General features: G+C 66.2%; 8 protein-coding genes and 2 pseudogenes. 1 reads left to right on the top strand and 9 read right to left on the bottom strand.

Features of this window, described 5'->3' with window-relative positions; translation table 11 throughout:
* Position 1 precedes the first annotated feature (1 nt).
* Positions 2–181 (bottom strand): annotated as a pseudogene (locus tag FJK98_RS34760) (transposase); the annotation flags it as partial.
* A gap of 8 nt (positions 182–189) precedes the next feature.
* Between FJK98_RS34760 and FJK98_RS06410 the strand changes: the two are divergent.
* Positions 190–546: pseudogene (locus tag FJK98_RS06410) on the top strand (transposase); the annotation flags it as partial.
* A gap of 63 nt (positions 547–609) precedes the next feature.
* Here FJK98_RS06410 and FJK98_RS06405 read toward each other — a convergent pair.
* From FJK98_RS06405 to FJK98_RS06365, 8 genes are all read right to left on the bottom strand, one after another.
* Complete coding sequence (locus FJK98_RS06405) at positions 610–6,075, bottom strand: ATP-binding protein (protein ID WP_145918202.1); 5,466 nt, start codon at positions 6,073–6,075, stop codon at positions 610–612.
* Positions 6,072–7,676: a hypothetical protein gene (locus FJK98_RS06400; protein ID WP_205789402.1), complete on the bottom strand. Its 1,605-nt coding sequence runs from the start codon at positions 7,674–7,676 to the stop codon at positions 6,072–6,074. The genes FJK98_RS06405 and FJK98_RS06400 overlap by 4 nt, the downstream gene beginning before the upstream one ends.
* On the bottom strand, positions 7,673–11,773 hold the full coding sequence (locus tag FJK98_RS06395; RefSeq protein ID WP_145918201.1) for a serine/threonine protein kinase: 4,101 nt from the start codon (positions 11,771–11,773) through the stop codon (positions 7,673–7,675). Before FJK98_RS06395 ends, FJK98_RS06400 begins: the two co-directional genes overlap by 4 nt.
* Before the next feature lie 2 nt (positions 11,774–11,775).
* Positions 11,776–13,182, bottom strand: a complete 1,407-nt coding sequence (locus FJK98_RS06390) for a restriction endonuclease subunit S (RefSeq protein WP_145918200.1) — start codon at positions 13,180–13,182, stop codon at positions 11,776–11,778.
* Between the two features lie 34 nt (positions 13,183–13,216).
* Positions 13,217–15,334, bottom strand: a complete 2,118-nt coding sequence (locus tag FJK98_RS06385) for an N-6 DNA methylase (RefSeq protein WP_145918199.1) — start codon at positions 15,332–15,334, stop codon at positions 13,217–13,219.
* 310 nt (positions 15,335–15,644) lie between these two features.
* Positions 15,645–16,193 carry a hypothetical protein gene (locus FJK98_RS33880; protein WP_240762648.1) on the bottom strand — a complete coding sequence of 183 codons (549 nt, stop codon included), beginning with the start codon at positions 16,191–16,193 and terminating at the stop codon, positions 15,645–15,647.
* Between the two features lie 564 nt (positions 16,194–16,757).
* Positions 16,758–17,465 (bottom strand): SDR family oxidoreductase, encoded by a 708-nt coding sequence (locus tag FJK98_RS06370; protein ID WP_145918198.1) that lies wholly within the window; start codon positions 17,463–17,465, stop codon positions 16,758–16,760.
* Positions 17,462–18,769, bottom strand: coding sequence for a transcriptional regulator (locus FJK98_RS06365; RefSeq protein ID WP_240762918.1), 1,308 nt, complete (start codon positions 18,767–18,769; stop codon positions 17,462–17,464). Before FJK98_RS06365 ends, FJK98_RS06370 begins: the two co-directional genes overlap by 4 nt.
* Positions 18,770–18,923: the final 154 nt, after the last annotated feature.

The following is an 18,923-nucleotide window of genomic DNA, read 5'->3' as shown; positions in this document are numbered from 1 at the left end:
TCCAGATCTGCAGCCGCTCGTGCGCGGTCTTCCACGGCCCGTAGCGCTCGGGCCGGTCTCGCCAGGAAGCCCCTGGTACGCAGCTTCCACAGGGACGCGTTGATCACCTGCCGGTGATCACCCCACCGAAGACCCTGACCCGCGACAGGTGAAAGCGCGGATCGCTCCGCGCCCGAGCCATGTCAGTCAACTCACCCCTGTACCTCCAACGACCATCAGCGGACACTCGTCGCCGCTCTCACCGCCGCCTGCCCGCAGATGACCGCACTGGCCGGCTTCATCAGCTCGTTCACCGCGCTCCTCACCCCCGCAGACAGCAACGACGACCGTCTCACCGCGTGGATCACCGAGGTCAAGGCCGCAAACCTTCCCCACCTACACACCTTCACCCGCGGCCTCGACCGCGACGCCGTCAACGCCGCCCTGACCCAGCCCTTCCACAACGGCGGCACCGAAGGCATCAACACCGAAACCAAACTGATCAAGCGACAGATGTACGGACGCGCCGGATTCGACCTTTTGCGACACCGCATCCTGCTCGGCTAACCGGCACTCACCGTCACCACCGAATGTAAGACAGAGCCGAAAACGCCACACTCCCGACGGCCTCTATTCGACTGCCGTTCGCGTACCGCCGCCGTGCCGGGTCACCCGTGGGCGCAGCGAGATCTTGACTGCGGTGCGAGTCAGGGCTGGATCGGTGGACTTGTTCGACCACAGATACGCCTCGCCGACCCCGAGCGCGGCTAGTTTCGCCGGTGTGAGGTCGGCAAGCGCGGCATTGGCTTTCTGCAGGTGCTTGAGCCAGGCCGGTGAAGTGAACCGGTGCAGGATCACGTGGTTGGACAACTCAATGAGGGGGATCGGGACGGAGGGTGGGTCCTGGCTGGCGACAAGGATGCTCATGCCTTTGTGGCGCATTTCGCGGACGCTCTCGATGAGGCCAGACACGAGGTCGGGGCTTTCGATGTACTTGTGGGCCTCGTCGAAGACGACGAGCTTGTTGAAACGCTCACCTGCATTCGTGGCCTCCGCGAACAGCTCCATGAGCACGACGAACAGGCCGAGGGCCTCGTCCTTCTCGATGAGTTCGTCCCGCAGGTCGACAATGACCAGCCGACCGGGACGGATCAGGTCCTGGATGCAGGTGCTGTCGTCGATGTAGTCGGCGGCGAGGTCGAGACGTTGGTGGGCGAGCTGCTTGATTTGGTCGGACAGCGTGGACTGGTCGATGCCGGTGCGGAGCGCATCGAGTGAGAGCGCACTGCGGTTGGCACGCATGATGCGGCCGAGTTGACGGATGTAGGTCGACTGGTTGCCGACAGCCCCCATGAGGAAACGCCAGTGGCTGGCGCGCAGTTCACCCGACCCGAACTTGAGTGGGCGAACCTCGATGGCCGGGTACTCCTTGCGTCGCTGCTCGACCTGGTCGGCCGGCACCAGCATGACCACGTCGGTTAGCGCCGCTGGTTCGGCCCCGTAGCGCTCGCGGAGTCGCGCGGCCTGCTCAGCGTCGTCGTTGGGCGCCACCATGCTGGCGAACTCGGGCGGGTAGTCGAGCGTCGGGCTGTAGTGGAACACAATGGTGGCCAGCGGCCTGGGCAGCTGGTTGAGAGACGGAACGGGCAATGAAACGGCCTCGATAATGGAGCCGAGAGTGTAGCTCTTGCCACCACCTTGGACCCCGAAGAGGCTGATGGTATGGGTCTCGTTGAGGTCGAGCGCGATCCGCTTGCCGGAGATCTCACCGATGATGCCGTACTGCGGGGACTGGCGGTTGGCGCCCACGACGACGTCCGGGACCACGGCCGGGTTCTGCTCGCCCCCTCGGAGGGCCGTTTGCTCGGTCGGTCGACTTGGGTCTTGCCGCTCGTCCGGTTCGCGAACCCACGGTTCGGCTGTATCACCGGTGCTGCCGTCGTGGAGGGGCTGATCGTCAACGACATCGTCTGCGGCAGCCGGGAGTTGCTCTGGTTGCACGGGCTCGTTGCTTGGGATCTCATGTGGTCTTGCGGGTGACTGGAATGCTGCCTCGGCGAGCCGCGGGACGGCGAGGTCTCGCCGGGTGATCGTCGGCGAAGTCTGGCTGTCAGCGGCTCCTCGGGCTGCGAGCACGGGATCGGTCTCGATCGCGCCGATGAGGTCTTCGATGATGTCTCGGCCGATCCGGTGGAACTCGACGCCCGCTTCGGAGTCGACGCTGGCTCCCGAGCCGGAGAGGTCGAAGATCAGGCCGGTCCGGGTGAAGTTGAAGCGGTATGTCCAGTCGAGGTGGTCGAGCAGCCAGTGCGCCTCGGTTGCGGCTTCGGGATTCATGATCCCGTGCCGTACTGCCCGCCCGAGGTAGTGGCGCAGCAGTGCGGCCAGCTCGGTGTTGCGGACCGGACGGTCAGGGCGGTCGGGCTGGTGACGCTGGGGGTCGAAGCTCTCGGCGAGGACGGTTGCGCTGCGGTCAAGCTGCTCGACGATGGTGTTTTTGAGGTGTTGCAGGTCGGTGATGGTGGTCAAGGCGGTATGGCATTTGACTTCGACGAGGCGGCAGGTGATGGTTCGCCGACGTGCGTCGAGGCTGAATAGGGCAAGGTCCGTCCGGTGCAGGGTCACGCTTTCGGCGATCTCGTCGGCGCGGCGGCGGGCCTCGCGGTAGAGCTCTAGGTGCGCGTCGAGCGGGACCAGGATCTGATCCTGGAGAGCGCCCTGGTAGTCCAGGTAAAGCCGCGCCATGGCGAGACCTAGGACCTCGGTGCGTTGGTTAGGCGCGGCCGATGCGATCTTGAAGGCGAGCCGTCCGGACAGCAGCCGTAGCTGGTCGAAGAACGTACCGGCGTGGCGCCGGTCAATTTGTACGCCGTGTTGTTCGACCATTGGGGTGAGCATGGCGCGCAGCTCGTCGATCGAGCGGGAGCTGACGACGATGTGGTGGCTGAGTCCGGCGTCGCCGTCCGGTGCGTAGTCGATGACGTAGCTGGGCCTGCGGGTGCTGCCTGGGCTATCGAAGTACTCGACGCCCAGGGTGCGGTCGATGGTAATTACCCAGTCGCTATACCGATGGGCCTGATGCAGCAGAGCGGTGTCATCGGTGTCAAGGCTGAGTGTGATCCGGGGAACCCGTCCCAGTCCGGGTTCCCCGGTGGTCACGGTCGCGGTGGCTGCGGCGATGGTTGCCGGTAGTGCGGCGAGCAGGTCCGAGCACTCCTCGGCGTCGGGAAGTTCACGCGCTCTGCCATGACGGGGTTGCTTGTGCCAGGCCACCCCCGTGCTGGTGTCGTTGAACTTCAGATTCATGGGCTGGACGAGGCCGTGGACCGGGACGGGGACGGGATCAAGGTCGTCGCCCACGTCGAACTGCTCGCCAGCGAATGCATCGAACAGGATGGTCACGTGGGCGCTGTGCTGGCTCGTGGCGGAACGGTACTCGTCGAGTGGTCGGACAGCGACCGACAGTTTTGGCATCAGGGTGGTGTGGCTCGGCGTGCAGAAGACTTCTGCCTCGGCTGTGGCGCTCCAGGTCCCGCGCAGGAGCTCGGCGAGCGCTTCGCCGACGTCGAGGGCTTGGGGGTCGGTGGTGAACAGACGCAGGTCGTAAGTGAGGTGCCGCATCGCTGGTCGGCGTTCGAGTTCGACCAGAGTGTCGGCGAGGGTTTCGCCGCGGCCCGGGTTGATCACGCATACCACCAGCGTGCGGACGTACGGATGCATGCGCAGGTACCGTTCGAGGCGGTTGGCCAGTGCGGTAGCTGACACCGCGCTTCCCGCCGCTGGCCCACCGGCGACTTTCAGTGCCGTTGCCAGATCCATGAGTAGCGTCTGCGGGTCCTGGGTCTCGGAGGGCAGGCAGACGCCCCAGTACGGGGTGAGATTCGCGGCAGCCATGGTCAGTCGCCCGTCATCAGTGACCACGGTCAGGGGAAACCCGTTTGGATCGAGTCCTAGGAGCGTGTGGCCGGCAGCGGCGATCGTGTTGACGGAGGCGGCGGTCGCGTCGTCCAGCCACTTGCGGCCCAGCTCGGCCCAGGTCAGCAGCCACAGCATCCGGACGGGATGGGTAGGGGCGATCAGGATGAGCTCGCGGTGGGCACCGCCAGCGTCACGGTGGTCGACCGTCACGGTGTCGATACGCAGTAGCCCGGCGAGGTCACGCAGCAGTCCGGGCCCGGCGGCCGGCTGTTCCACGCGGCGCAGATACGCGGTGAGGGCGGTGGCGTACGCCTGGGCGTAGGCGATGATCGGCTCGCGGAGATCGGACAGGTCCCGGCCGGCCAGAACCATTTCGTCGGTGCCGCTGATGGCTTGGAACACCGTGGCGCGTGCTTGCAGAAGCACGCTGGTCGGCTCGTCGGTGTTGGCCAGCTGGCCGCCCACTGGATCGGGGTCGTGCGCCATGGGGGGATCGAGCTGCGGCTGGGTGCCGGCCGCCACCCTGATCCGCCAGGGGCGCAGTTGTCGTGGTGCGGCCAGGATTTCCCGCTCCAGGGTGCCGAGGACCGGGCCGAGCACGATGTCGGTGCTGCCTCGCGCGCCGAATCCGGCCGCCACCGTTGTGCGGTCGGGGTCCTTCCAGGCTGCCGAACGGCAGGTGGTTGCGCGCCAGTCGCGCCCCTCGGCGAGGGCGGCGAACTGCAGCTGTCTCAGCACCTGGGTGACGCCGTGCCCCCTACTCACACGCTGCTGCGGCGGAGGCTCATCGAGGTCGCCGTCGGCGACGACGTAGAAGCGGTCGCTCTCCTCGGGGGGATGGCCGATTGACGCCGTGCTGCCTGTTGCGGTGCTAATCGGCGCGCGACCCTGGTTGGTGGCGGTGGGCAGTGGGACGCCGGCCGCGTCGAGCGCTTGGACGTGCAGGTAGTGCCAGCCGGGTTCCAGGTGAGCGGCGCGGAGTTTCTTCAGGACGGCCTTGTACGGGTCCCGGGCCGTGGTGGAGACCTTGACGGTGGCCTGGACGCCGGTCGGTCCGGCATCCTCCGAAACCAGACGCACGGCGAACTTGGCCAGGCCGGTGACTCCTCGGGGGTCGGGTTCGACCCGAAAGGCAATGGGAAGCTGTGCTGGTCCGGTTGGGCCGGTGAGGAGGTACGGCTGCCCGGTTATGTTGGCGAGCACCGGGTGTTTGGCGTGCTCCTGGCTGCTGCCGGCCAGCGGCAGATTCAGGTCGTCGACTTCAATCGTAACGGTGGGTGCGGGCTGCTCGTCGGGCAGGGGCCAGCGGTGGAAGGCCAGTGGCCAGTTCGCGTGGTCGACGACGATTCGTCGGGTCCACGTCCTTGGATCCTCCAGGCCGGTGTGGACGAGGAAGTCCGCAAGCCTTGCTCGGAAGGCCCGGTCGGTTAGCCGCAGGGTGAGCACCCGTTGCCGTACCGAGCGGTCCGGTGTGCTGAGGGTGCGGACCCGGCTGGCGTTGCGCTCTACCTTGGTGCGGAGGTTGGCCGGGTCGGTGAAGACCTCGAAGTCAGGTACCAGACCGAGTTCGAAGAACGCCGCGCCGGCCGCCTGCCGGTCGTGGTCGTTGGCTCCCACGGTTAGCAGGTACCGTGCCCGCTCAGCCGCCCCGACCGGCCGCCCTGCGCCGACGCCCGCCCGCCCCACGGCAGCGACGTCGTCGAGGACGGCGAACACCTCGCCGATGTCGTGGCGAAGCTCGGCCGGCACGCTAGCCAGCAGCCGCTGGACGAGCTCCGGGTAAACCGCACCGAGCGTGACGTCTTCGAATGTGGCCACGTCGAAGGAGTCCTCGGCACTGACGTGCACGCCCGGCGGGATGAACACCAGCAGGACCGGGCGCTGCCGACCCTGGGCGTCCGGGTTGCGCAGCTCTACCAGCTTGGTGCTGGTCACAGCGACGTCGGCGGCCACCACCGGCGGCTGGCCGAGGACGTGGATCTGGGCGCTGCGGCCTGAGGCGTCGCGCAGCCGCCGGCACAGCCGCTCGGCCAGGGGGGCTGGGATGTCGGTGATCCGGGCGCAGTGGCCCGGCCCCCGGCCCGCGATCAGGCCGGACAACCGGGGCACGAGGACTCGTTCCAGGGCTTCGTCGAAGTCCGCGTCGGTAATCTCCCGCAGTCCTGTGCTTGTACTCATCGCGATGTCCCAGCCGAGGTGAGGCGGTACCGGGGGGTGATGGTCTGGGTGAGGTACGCGTCGGACAGATCGTTGTAGAAGCCGATCTGGCGCAGCTTCGCGACGAACGCTGCCCGGTTGGCCCGCAGCGTGGACTGATCAGCGAGGTTGGCCACACTGAACCCGTCACCGGGCGGCAACTGGTCGATGTACAGGCCATAGCGTTCGCGAAGCACGGCGAGGAACTCGTCGACCCGGATGGCCTCGGTGTGTAGCCCTCCAGCATCGTCCGGGCGTAGCAGCGCTAGCTGCAGCAGGACCTCCAGCAGACGGCTGTCGAGGACGAACCGGCGTTCGCCACGCCGCGGTTGGGCGATCATCGCCCCCGGGCGGTTTTTCAAGAGCAGCGCGTCCAGGCACCCGGTGAGGTACTTGCGGTGGAACGCCACCCGACAACTTGCGATGATCTCGATGTAGGTGGTGAACGGGTCCAGCCCCAGGTCGAGTAGGTCGGCGGTGGCGGGATCCAGATCCTGTCCAGGTTCCTGAAGCGCTTCGAGGACTCTCGGCAGCCGGGACTCGGCGAACCTGTCCCGGTCGACCCGGTAGGACGGGCCGAGTAGGCGCAGCAACTCGGGCACCGCGAACACGCCCGTGGGCGGCCGGTGCAGCTTGCCGATCTTCACCAGGTGCGAGGCTAGGTCGTCGAGCTTCTTGACCGTGAAGGTGGCCTGGATGAACTCGGACATCCGCGCGTACCAGTGCCGCGCGCTGCGTTCGGCTAGGACGGCCGGCGAGGTACCGGGTACCCCGGCGACGTCGAGGAAGAACCCGCACGGCGGGTCGGCGGCCTCACCGGCGATCCGCAGCGGTAGCAGCCGCATCAGCCTCAGGTGGTAGCGGGCAAGGTGAAACGCGAACAGGATTTTCAGGTGGTCGACGAGCACCGATCGCGGGATGAGCTCCTGGTGGTACAGCAGCCGGATCACGTCATCGACGAGCAGCCGCGCCGAGTCCGGGTCCAGCGGCGGGTAGCCCTGGGCCGCCTTGGCCTCCCGATCGGTGACCTTGCGGTGGATTACCTGGGAGAGGTTGATCAGAGCCTGGGTCTCCACGTCGACGCCGTCGCCGGCCGTCGGCGTGGGCGATCCGGTATGGGCGTCGATGCCGGCAAAGAAGAACTGCTTGAGGCTGTCCAGGATTCGCGGTCCTCGCCCGCCCGGCTCGTGGTAAATCATCCAGTAGAGCTGCTCGTCCGCGCCGTACGGGCGGGAACGCTTGGCCACCCTGTACCGGTAGGCGAAGCCGTGCAGGGGGCGCAGGCCGGCGACCGCCTGCCCCTGCCTGCCCCGGTTGATCAGATCAAGCAGGCAGGTTTCGACCCAACGGTGGGTGATCTCCGGATCGAACCCCTGGAACCAGGCCGTGCTCTCCAGGATGGTCGCCGCGTACTCACCGACCGGTACGTCGTTCGGCGACCCAATCACGACGCTCGACGACCCCCGCCACCACAGCCGCGGCAGCAGCCCAGTCAGCACTCGATCCATGTCGAGCTGCTTGTAGTCGAGGAAGCTGACCCCGGGATGGCGGAACTCACGGTCGTCGCGGTGCAGCCCCATCATGCCTCCCCGCCATCCACGACCGTCACGCCGCCGTCCATCACGAGCACGCCGCCGTCGGCGATGCGGATCCGGTGCACGTCCCAGCCCGTCACGGTGAGCAGCAATTCCCGGTATGGCGTTGCCGACAGCTCGTGCTTGAAGATGCTCAATCCTAGGTACAGGCCCTGCTGCTCGGCGGCGCTGGGCAGGTATCCTTCGCCGAGCCGCGACAGCAGCTCGAATAGGTCCAGCCGGATCCGCAGCCGCGCCTCGTGACCGGCGACTCCTCGGTGGCTGAGCACCAACTCCTGGTACCCGCCCTCCAAGTACGTCGAGGCGGCGTCGCCAGCGGGCCAAAGACGGAGGCTACTGGCAGGAAACAGCCGGTAGCTGCGGATTGTGCCGCCTGGCACTGCCCTCACCTGCAGCGCCAGCGCTCCATCGGGGACCGCCGCCCCGGGCAGCCCTTCCCCGCGGTTGATCGCAGCGATGAGCGTGGTCAGGTATCGGGGTACCCGGTCGGGGGATGCGAGCAGCTCCATGAACGCCAGAGCCGACCGGTAGGGCAGCATCACGGCCGAGCGCTCCTCGTCAACGCATTCGAAGTAGAATCTGCGACGGGCCGCAGCCAGGTAGCGGCGGTGCAGGTCGCCCTCGGCTGCAGTGCCGGCAGCGCTCCGGGGCAGCCGCGCGAATAACCCGGCGAGCAGCTGCAGGTCGTAGTCGCCACGCTGGTCGACGACCATGAGTGCCCGGCCGGCGTCGGGGCCGACGTAGTCCAGCCGTCGGTCGAGTGCCGGGTCAGCCACGGCCGCGACGTCCACCTGTGACAGTAGGGACAGCAGTCGGTCACGGCCGCCCGCCGGCCCGGCCCAGCTGTTGAAATAGAACCCGTCGAGGACCGCAGCGCTGTCGTCGCCGGCATACAACTGGTGGATCTCTTCGCAGCTGCGCCCGCTGGTGAGCAGGTAGGCCAGTGCCGAGCCGATGTCCCGCATGGTCAGGTGCTGCACGCCCCGTAGCGCTGTCATGGAGAACAACGTCCGTAGCCGCGCCACGATCTTCGGGCCGACCCCCTCGTTGGCGAGGGTCTGGGCGTTATGTCGGGCATAACAGGTCGCCGCGAGCGAGCATCCCCTACATGCCTCCCAGCGGCGAGGATCGGTCATCCGCGCCAGTAGGCGGTCGAAGACCGGTGCTTCGAGGTCGTCCACCTCTGTCAGCAAGCTTCGCCGGTTGAGGTTGATCACCGCGATCGGGCCATTCTCGGCGGTGCCGGCCAGCCCGGTACGGACCCGCTTGGCGAGCGTCGGGAAACGCTGCTCGTGGGTGCTCAAGAAGTCGACCAGCCGGCCTTCGTTGATCGCGATGAGTCTGGTCTCCTGCGGGTCACCGGTCGGTTTGGCCCCGGCGAATGGGGCGAAGAAGTCCAGCAGGACGTCGTCGTTAGCCCGGTCCCCCTCGTCCTGGCTGCCGTCGTGGTTGGTTCGCAGCCAGCGTCCATCCAGCAACTGGAAGTCCGCGCCATTGTCGCGGTACACCGGCACGCGCGGTCCGTCGGCGCGAGCGGCGTGCAGCAGCCGGTCCAGGTAGGCCGTCTTCCCGTCGCCAGCATTGCCCGTGATGATGACCAACCGGTACCGCCCGGCGAGGACCGCCGGCGTCAGCTTCGCGTCGAGCGCTGTCGCCACATAGAGGTCGATCCGCTCGCCGGTACCGCCCGTGCCACCGCTGCGGGTACCAGCGTTGCTGCCGGCACTCTGGCTGTAGAGCGACCGCAGGTGCTCGACGAACAGGTTCCGATCGGCCTGCGCTGCCGGGACCGGCACCGCCAACTCCGCTGGGACATCCACCGCTCGGTGTACCCGGTCACCGATCGACCGCAGGACAGCCAGGAACTCGGCCGCGTCGGCATACCGCTCGCTGCGCCATGGCGCGATGGCCCGCAGCACGATATCCACCAGCACATCGGACAGGCTTCCCAGACCGGTGTATGTCCGCGGATCGGCCGCCTTCTCGCCTGTGGCCTGATGCTTGCCTGGAAAGGGCCACCCCCCAGTAAGCAACTCGTAGAGCGTCAGCCCAAGCCCATACACGTCCCGGTCGGCCAGATCCGCCCGGGTAAGCGGGCCGCTGGCGAAGTCGGGCGGGGCGTACTGCGGAGTTCCACCCACCTGGGACAGGCTGTCGTCGGCCTTGGTCGCCACATTGAAGTCCAGGATCTTGCAGCCAGCATCCGTCCGCAGCAGGTTCGCGGGCTTGATGTCGCAGTGCGAAATCCCCTCACTATGCAAGTGAACGAGTCCCTCGGCCACGTCGATACCGAACCGCACGACGTCGGCCGGCCCCAATGCCCGCTCGGCTACCAGCACCTTCGCGTCGCGGCCGTCAATGAACTCGAACACCAGATAGGGCACCCGGCCCAGATCGAGATAGTCAGCGTCGCGTACCTCAACGACACAGCGGTGCCGTGGCAGGTTAAGCAGGAGTTGGAACTCCCGCTTGAGCCGCTCGACTACCGAGTCAGAGCCTTTGTGGACAATCTTAACGACCCGGTCCTCATCGGCCAGGTTGTCATACACTCGGTAGACCGTGCCGAAGTGCCCCGACCCGAGCTTGTCCCGGACCTGGTACTTGGGGGTCAACTGGTAGCCGGCAGGCAGGCTCCCGTAGTCGACGCCGGCCGTCGGCTTCGGCTTAGGACCACTGTCCTCGGAACCGACGGCGCCGATGCGGGCGAGGCGTTGCAGCTCCCGCAACGCCTGTGTAGCCGACGGCCGCCCGGACGGTGCCCGGGCACACATCCGCCGCAGCAGCGCCTGCAGAGCCGTACCGACACCGGCGGTGGCCAACACCGCCGACGGCAGCTCGCTGCCCTTCTGGAACTGCTCGGCCGTCGACGCGAACGGCACCTCACCGGTCAGCAGCTGGAAGCCGACAACACCTGCCGCATAGACGTCCGATGCCTGGCTCATCGCCGGGGCGTGCCCCTGGCACTCCGGTGCCACGTACACCGGGTCAAGCACCTCGACGAGTCGGCCGGCCACCGTGTAGTCCCGCGGCCCCTCGGGACGGGCGTAGTCGAACCCGGTGAGCAGTGCCCGGCCGTTGACGTCCGAGACGAGTACGGCGGCCGGCGTCAACGCCCGGTGCAGCACCCCGTAGGCGTGCGCGTGCGCCAGCCCGCGCAGGAGGTCACCGAAGACGCGCAGCTTCGCGTCGGCGCCCAACGCCTGCCGCGGATCTGTCAGATGCACGGTCAACGCCTGGCCGCGCGTGTCGTCGAGAACCAGCACGAACTGGCTCTCGTCCTCGATGGCAAAGAAGGTCCGCCGTCCGACTATGAACGGGCTCGGCGGTAACTTTGCCAACACCTCGTACGCATTGGCGATCATGTGCCGCTGAGTGGCGCGTTCGAGCTCCGGCAGGAACGGGTCCGCGCGGTACACCCGCAGGAGAACCGTCTCGGACGTGCCAGCCATCGCGTTTCGCGCCCGATACTCGGTGACCTCGTCGTCGCCGCCGAGTCGCTCGCACACCACCCAGTCGCCAAACTTCTTGGGACCGGTTGGTTGGCGTACCTTGCGATGCAGCGCCGTGAGGATGGTGTTTCGGTGCTGCCGGACGTCACGCAGCATCCCGGAGCGGACCCGGGAGACATCCCCAAGCGCCGGAATCAGCCCACCCAGATCGGTTACGTGCAGCGCGTCGGCGTCCTCACGGTCGTTCGGGTCGACCAGCCGGGCGTCCGGCCAAGGCAGCACCACCAACTGATCGACATACACCCGTGACAGCCCCGGCTGATGATTGGTCAGCAGGCCCTTGACCGCCCGGGTGTGTCCGCGCAACTTGCGTACCGGCGAATGGAACGGGGCTCGCCTCGCCGGGTGCCACCGGGTACCGGCGACATCGATACGCCCCCGGGTCCCCTTGACGTCGACCAGGCAGACGCCCCGACCGTTGATCACGACCAGGTCGATCTCGTAGCAGTCCCTACGCACCGGGACCTCGACGTTGTGCAGAATGACCCAGTCGTCCGGGGCGTGCTCAGCCAGGTGCTTGAGCACCAAGCGTTCCGCGTCGTTGGCCGGAAGACCCCCGTCGACGATCTCCACCATGCCTACCGTGCCGCCTCTCGCACCGCCTTGTCCAACAGTGCAAACGCTAGATCCTCTTTTCTATCAGCTTCGTCGCGATCCCGGTACGCCTGCCGTACCGTCTCAGCGATTCGCTCCCTGTCGGATGCCGTACACACCGGCACCGGCAACTGGCGAAGCAGAGTAGGCTGGTATTCCTGCTGCTTGCCGCCGACGCTCATCGAGCGGAGGACCCGAAAGGCTACTTCGGAGCGTAAAAAGGCGAACAAATAGGCACCTGAAATTTCGTCGGTTCCACTCAGAACACGTACGAAATCCTGACTGTAGGCATGCTTGAGCCAGTTCCCCGTTACGAGAATGGACCTACTATAAACCTCGTTGTCGCCCAGCGTGCCGTGAGCAGCGATAAGCACTGTCTCGTCGCGTTGCATGATATCCAGTGGAGCTTGATTCGGATTGATCCATCGGCCCTCCGGCCGCATCCAGAACGCCTGCCGTTGCCCAATCAGCCGTACACCCACCTCGGGAGTAGCGTCAATTCGCTTGAATCGCGCACCCGTGCGGAGAAGGCCACCGGCACAGATTTCACCAAGCGTCCGATGGGAGACGCCACTCAGCCGATCAACAAGACTGCGGGCTCTAGGCGCGAAGTTGATAGCGCGAAGGGAAGATGGGGTCATTCCCCTAAGAGCGAAGTCCAGGTCGCGAGGCCGATCGTGCCAGCGGAAGTCGAGAAGCTCGGGAAGTCCGGCGGATTTGAAGAGATCTTGCGTGGCAGCCTGGATGCCGTCTTCGAACTGCTGCCGAAGTTGCATGGCCTCCTGGATGAGGCCGTCGATTTTCAGTTCGGTCTCTTCGCCGAGTCGAGGTACCGGAATGTCAGCGATATGACTTGGTTCGATATGCCGCACACTGGTGCCGTAGATACCACCCTTAATCATTGAAGCACCAAGCGGTCCAGCTAGGAACGTGTAGAGGTATCCTGGCGGAATCTTCGTTCGGTCGGGAACGGCTCGCATCACATCCTGACTGCAGGCATACTCGTTCATGCTGAGCCTGGCGTAGGTGACACGTCCAGATGTCATGCCGGAACAGGTAATTAGCGTCCACCCTGGCTCCAGCGGAAGATTCGGGGTTTCCGCGAAGGATCTCTTCGTTATCATCTGCAGATTAGAAAGATCCGCCTGGAAGATATCTGCACTTCCGAGAAAGGGAACTCCGTGCTGCTGATCGGTGGTCCATTGTCGACGGAAACGGCCGGCATGAAAGATGCGGGTGGTGACCTTCTGGAGCGGCTCAGTCCGAGGAAAACGCTGGAGCAGCGTTCGTGCCGCATACCCCTCGGAGACGTATGGGCCGGGGTCGAGGCGGAGGCCCTGGTCCACGAGCCAGGCGGCGCGGACCGGATTTTCGAGTTCGGCGAGTTTCACGGGGTCTCCTCGGGGAACCAGTCGATCCGGCCGTTCATCGCGGTGCCCCGGGCTCGGGATGACGCTCGCGGAACCGCCGGTACGCCTTCGCGATCTCGGGAAGATCGTTGTCGACGGCCTTGCGTCGGCGGAGGATCCGCCGGATCGTCTCGACCCCGTTGCGGCGAACGTTCTCAACCTCCTCTGTCGGCTCGGTGATGACCTCGCCGTCGGGGCGCCGCTTGTATACCGGGTTGCCTCGCCGGTCGAAGCCGACCTTTTCGGCCACAGCCATGAAGACCGGGTAGTCCACCTGGTGGCCCAGGTCGGCGGCCAGCCGCTCGCGATCGGTCTTCTTCTTCAGGAATAGCAGCGAGGTAAGGATGTTGACGTTCGCGTCGACCACGAACGTCTCCACGGGCAGTTCAACGCTGGCAAGCACCCAGCAGTTGTCAAGGATCCAGCGCCGGATGCCCTCGTCGGACGGGCCGGGGTTGGACAGGATCCCGTTGGGGAGGACGATGCCAACCCTGCCACCGGGTCGGACCCACTCCACGGCCCGCTGGATGAACAGCTGCTCCGGCGACATCGCCGAGACTCGGCTGCCAGGAGTCGCCTCGACCGCGCCGGTTTCACGGTTGCGAGACCACGGCTGGGCCACGCCGCCGCGGTACTGGTCGAGGATATCCCCGTCCTCGATCTTGATGTCGGTCCCGAAAGGCGGGTTGGTCATCAGGATGTCGACGACCGGCTCGTCGAGCGGCAGGCGCCTGCGGCCCTCGGCCAAGCCGGGCAGGTGCCCCTTCGGGAAGGCCAGCGAGTCCATGTGGAACACGTTGCCCGTCACCCCGGTGAGCAGCATGATGCTCATGCTTGTGGCCCGGACCAGGAACGGATCGAAGTCCGCCCCGTACAGGTGGCCTGCGACGTACGCCGCCAGCCGCTCCTGGTGAGTCTCCAACTGCTCCTCGGTGTCGGGCAGCCCGGCGGTGCCCTCCTCGGCCTGCCACTTCTTAAGCAGGTGCCGCAGGGTGGCCCGTAGGAACCCGCCAGTCCCGCAGGCGGGGTCGAACACGATGTCACCCTCTTGCGGATCCAGGATCTCCACCATGAGCTCGACCGCGCCTCTGGGGGTGAAGTACTGGCCGCGGTCACCTCGCAGGTTGGTACCCACCAGCTCCTGGTAAGCAATGCCCTTGACGTCGATGTCCGTGCCGCCGAGGTCGTAGGAGGACAACTCGCCCACGATGAACGCGAGCGCTCGGGGTGAGAGCGTGATCTCGTCCCGCTCGGTAAAGGTGTCGTACCGCCGCTTCACGTCCGCGAACAAAGCGAGTATGCGATCGTGGATCGCCTGCCGCCCCTCGCTAGTGAACGGTTCCTGCGGCAGCGCGTAGAAGCGCCGCGGTACACCCAGGCGACGGCTCTCCCGCTCGTCGTGCACCTTGGCAAAGATGACGTAGAGGAACTGCCAGAAGGCGGCGTCCTTAGGGAGCCCTTCGTTGCCGTGTACGAAGTTGTGGCAGCGCCGGAAGACCGTCTTGAGCATGGCGGCCTCGCCACGCCGCAGGCGTACCGCCGTGCCGAACGTGCCGCTGACGCTGTCGGTGGCGATCGGCCAGTCGGCCCGCGGCTCGAAGCTCACTCCGAACCGGGTGGACTCGCGGTACAGGAAGAAAAAGTCCAGCCCATTGGTCCACATGCCGTACTGAGCCTGCGGGGTCTGGTCCTGCCCGAGCAGGTCCTGCAGCGCTTCGAGGTCTTTCTGCGCCTGGTCGTGGGTCCGAATCTTGGTGACCGCTCGGCCGCCCTTCGGTTCCGGCTTGCACACCACCACCCGCTGCAGGTTGCCCAGGGTGTGCTCACGCCCAGGAGCAAACACCGCGATATCCGCCCGCTTCATACTCCGGCGGCGGCCGTCGATCGACACCGGGATGGGAAAGTCCCGCTCCATGTCGTCGACAGAGATTCCGTACTCCAGGAACAGCGCACGGGCGATCCGTTGCCGGACCTCCTCGTTGCCGCGCAGCTTGACCGGGCGGTCGGTGATGTAGTCGATGATCTCGTCTTCGGCCAGCGACCCGCCCGTGGCTGTTGAACTGGCCTCCACCTCGTCAACCTCATCGATATCGGCGGCAGTCAACTCGGTACCCACGTCCGTGTCGTCCGTCATCGTTCTACGCTCAGCCCTCTCGCTCCACACGCTGCGTCACATCCCCGGGACGCTGCAGCACTCCATCGTGCCCGAATCCTAGGCGCGAACCAGATCAGGGTGCTCGGCCACGCCCAGGCATCGTCGTACCAGAGGTGTGCGACACTTCCCGCGCAGCCGTACTCGGCCAGATTTTCTTCATACGTCCCAAATAGCCCATTTTTGCAACTTTTACGCTCCTCACCTAACAACGTTGCCGGAGGCCGGCCCGCCCACCCGCCAGCGGACGCGGCCATGGTGATCGCACCGGCGGCGCTGGCATCGGCCGGGTTCAGACCCGATCATCTGGCCAAACACTCCGAGCGTCCGTTCGTGGACCTGCTCGCCGAGACCGGGCTCGGCCAATAACGCAGTAGGCGGCGGATCGTGCGGACCGAGCAGGCATCCGACGCGCCATGCTCGTAGTCGGAGCCATGCGCCACACGGCGATAAGCTGATCGAACACGACTCGGGCGGGGATCTGACGACGGTTACAGCTCAGCGGATACGCCTGATCGGGCTCGGGCTGCTCAGGCAACAGCGCGGCGAACTGGCCCAGATGGTAGCTGCTGGTCACGGTGGTGATGAGGTCGTGTGGGCGGCGGTTGGCGCGTCGGGTGGCTCGGGCGATGTTGATTTCGCCGTTGCCGCGGTGGAATCCGATGGCGGTGTTGCGGAGGACGGCTGCGACGGCGGGTCCGGTGCCGGTGCGGGCTCGGTGGGCGTCCTCGCCGAGGGTCACATCGCGGTCCCAGTGCAGCCGATTCTCGATATGCCATTCCAGCCGGGACCATTGCTGCAGGTCAGCAGGCTGGGCGTGGGCGGCAGGCAGTGACGCCACCAGATGGACCGTCTCCCGGGTCCGCGCCGGCCACGGTGCGGGTGCGGGTGATCCGGACGGCCTGCTGAGCATGGGGAAAGCCGATGCCGCCGGGAGTCTGGAGGGTCAGCGCCTTGACGGTGCGGGTCTCGCGTCGGCCGTGTCCGGTGTCGCGGTGTTGGTCCCCGATCGGCACCTGCGCCCACGGCAGCCGTTTGAGCTGGGCGTACAAGGTCGGCTGGTTGGCCTTGACCGGCACACAGGTCCCCGCCGGCAGCGGCGACAGCGCGGGCGTGGGCGACCTGGGTGTGCAGGGCCTCCGCGACGATCACCACCCCGGCCAGGCTGCCCAGCCGTGCCTTGACCTGTTCCAGCAGCGGGGCGAACGCGGGGATTTCGTTCGACTTCGCCGCGACCTGGACCTGCGCCAGGACCACACCGGTCGAGGTGTCAGCGCGCCCTCCCGCAGGGCATCAGTGAAGGCCGTCCAACTCCGCCTCGAACCGGAATCGGTACGGGGGCGCGCCGTTCTCCTCAACTCGCTTCGATGATGAACCGATTCAGGATCGTGTTCGACACTGCGGGCTACCACTCTAAGGGCCGTCGCTGGAAGAAGAGCCTTCCGGTGGGGCCATCCGAGGGCAGTGTGGCAAGCCACACGAAGGTATCCGCAGCCTCATCCGGCGTATAGTTTGCCTTTCCGTAGGCCAGGCGAGTGTCGACCTTTCCCGGTGAGGCGGCATTCACCAGAATGCCGTCGTCCTTCAACTCAGCCGCAAGAATGCAGGTCAGAGCGTTCACTCCTACCTTGGATACCCGATAGGAAACGCTGCCCGGTCCCATCTCACCAAAGGTGCCCATGTGGCTGGATACGTTGACGATCCTGCCGTATTTGTTCTTCCTCATCTCCGGGATGGCCGAAGTGCAGCAGCGCCAGGTTCCCATGATGTTGGTGTCCAGGGTTGCTCGCACCTTCTCAATGTCGGCGCTGGCCGCCGTCTGACCACGGTCGATGGCGATGCCGGCGTTGTTCACCAGGATGTCCAGCCGGCCGTACTGGTAGCCCACGTCGGCCATCGCGCGAGCGACGCTGGCTGGGTCGGCGATGTCGAGCTGATGGCCGGATGCGGAAAGTCCTTCCGCCGATAGTTCGTCGGCGGCCCGCACAGCGGCTTCTTCGGTACGAGCCGTGACGACCACGTGGGCACCGGTCCGGGCTATGCCCCGGGCGATGGCTTTCCCGAGCCCACGGTTGGAGCCGGTGATCACAGCGACGCGCCTGGCCTCACTCATGCGAGCAGAGTACGTACGCGCTCGTCCAGCGCGGTTACGGCGGGGTGTCGATGGACCGTCAGGCGACCGTGGATGTCCAGTAGTCGGCGGTGGTTGCGCACCGAGCGGCTGGCGGCGACGTCGGGGGCTGCCTCGGCCACCAGGGCGCACGCATGGTCGATGTCTCCGAGGTTGAAAACGGAGTCGGCGCGCCAGATCAGGTAGGTTGCGCGGTCTCGGCTGCGCTCGGCGGGTTGGAGAGCGAGCGTCTGCTGAAGCCATTGGTCGCTTGCCTGATGCCGTTGCAGGAGGAGGTAGCACGCGGCAACTTGGGCCGAGTACTCCGCGTGATCGAAGTAGCTGGCCCACGCGGGATTGGTTTCATCGTCGGCACGGGACATTTCCGTGTCGGCTTCTGCCAGCCGTCGTTCGCACGCGACCGATTCACCGAGCACCGCATGGGCGCGAGCCAGGCGAGTAGTAAGCATCGCTCGTACCCGCGCGGGCGCGTTCTTCGCCCCAGCCCACGCAGCCTCGGCAAGGCGAAGCGCCTCGGTGGGGCGTTCCGTGTCGACTCGTTGCAGGCTCATGCACTTCAGGATGTTGGCACCGGCCGCGCGGTCGGATGCGGAGTGTGCAGCGTGGAGGGCGGCCAACCAGTAGCGTTCGGCGGCAGCATGGAAGCCCGCGTCGAAACTTGCCCAGCCGGCGATCCGACCCAGTTCGGCGGCGACTGTCAACAGGCGGTTGGCGGACGCCTCCGAGTAGCTACTGTGGCGCAGGAGATCCGTGACCAGGCGAAGCTCCGCGTCGACCAGGGAACGCACGCTCCCGCCGCCAAGACTGGCGTCCATGCGGCGCAGCGCCGGTAGTCGCTGTTCAAAGCAATCGAGAAGATCCGCGTCGACGCGGCCTCCCTGGAGCGCCGCGTTGATTCTGGGAGGCTCGGCAGCAAGCCATCGCTCGGCTATCGCAACAGCCAACCCGGCATGCATGATCAGAAATCCTCGGCGGTCTAGCACCGCTGGCCCCGCCGTATCGTCAAGCAGGGCCACTGCTCCATCGAACGTCCACGGTGTTGCGGTACTGATCGTCGGGCCGGTCGGGAGCCAATGAGGCCATCCGAGCGCTTTGACTGTCTGCCGATCGACGCCGAGCTCGTCGGCCAGTGCGAGCTGTGTATCTTCATCCGGCACCACGCCCCATCGCTCCCAACGCCACGCCTTCTCCCGCCGTGCGGCGGTGTTCAGGCGGCGCGCGATGACGTTGACAAGGTCTTGCTGCGTCCAGCTTCGCTGTTCTCGAACATAGCTCAGCGGATGCACCAAGAGTTGGCTTCGTGGCGATGGCGCTCGCGTCATCCTGCCTCCCCGGTCATCGCCGTCACTCTAACCCGAAGCAGCCGGCAAGATGCGCGCTCAACTGCGGAAACTACTCGATCTCGGCTAGAAGACAACAGCGAGACAACACAACGGCTGT

Source organism: Micromonospora sp. HM134, from assembly GCF_007833915.1.
In the GTDB taxonomy this organism is placed as follows: domain Bacteria; phylum Actinomycetota; class Actinomycetes; order Mycobacteriales; family Micromonosporaceae; genus Micromonospora; species Micromonospora wenchangensis.
Note: the sequence above shows the minus strand (reverse complement) of the source record. Positions and strands in the feature narration are given on the sequence as shown.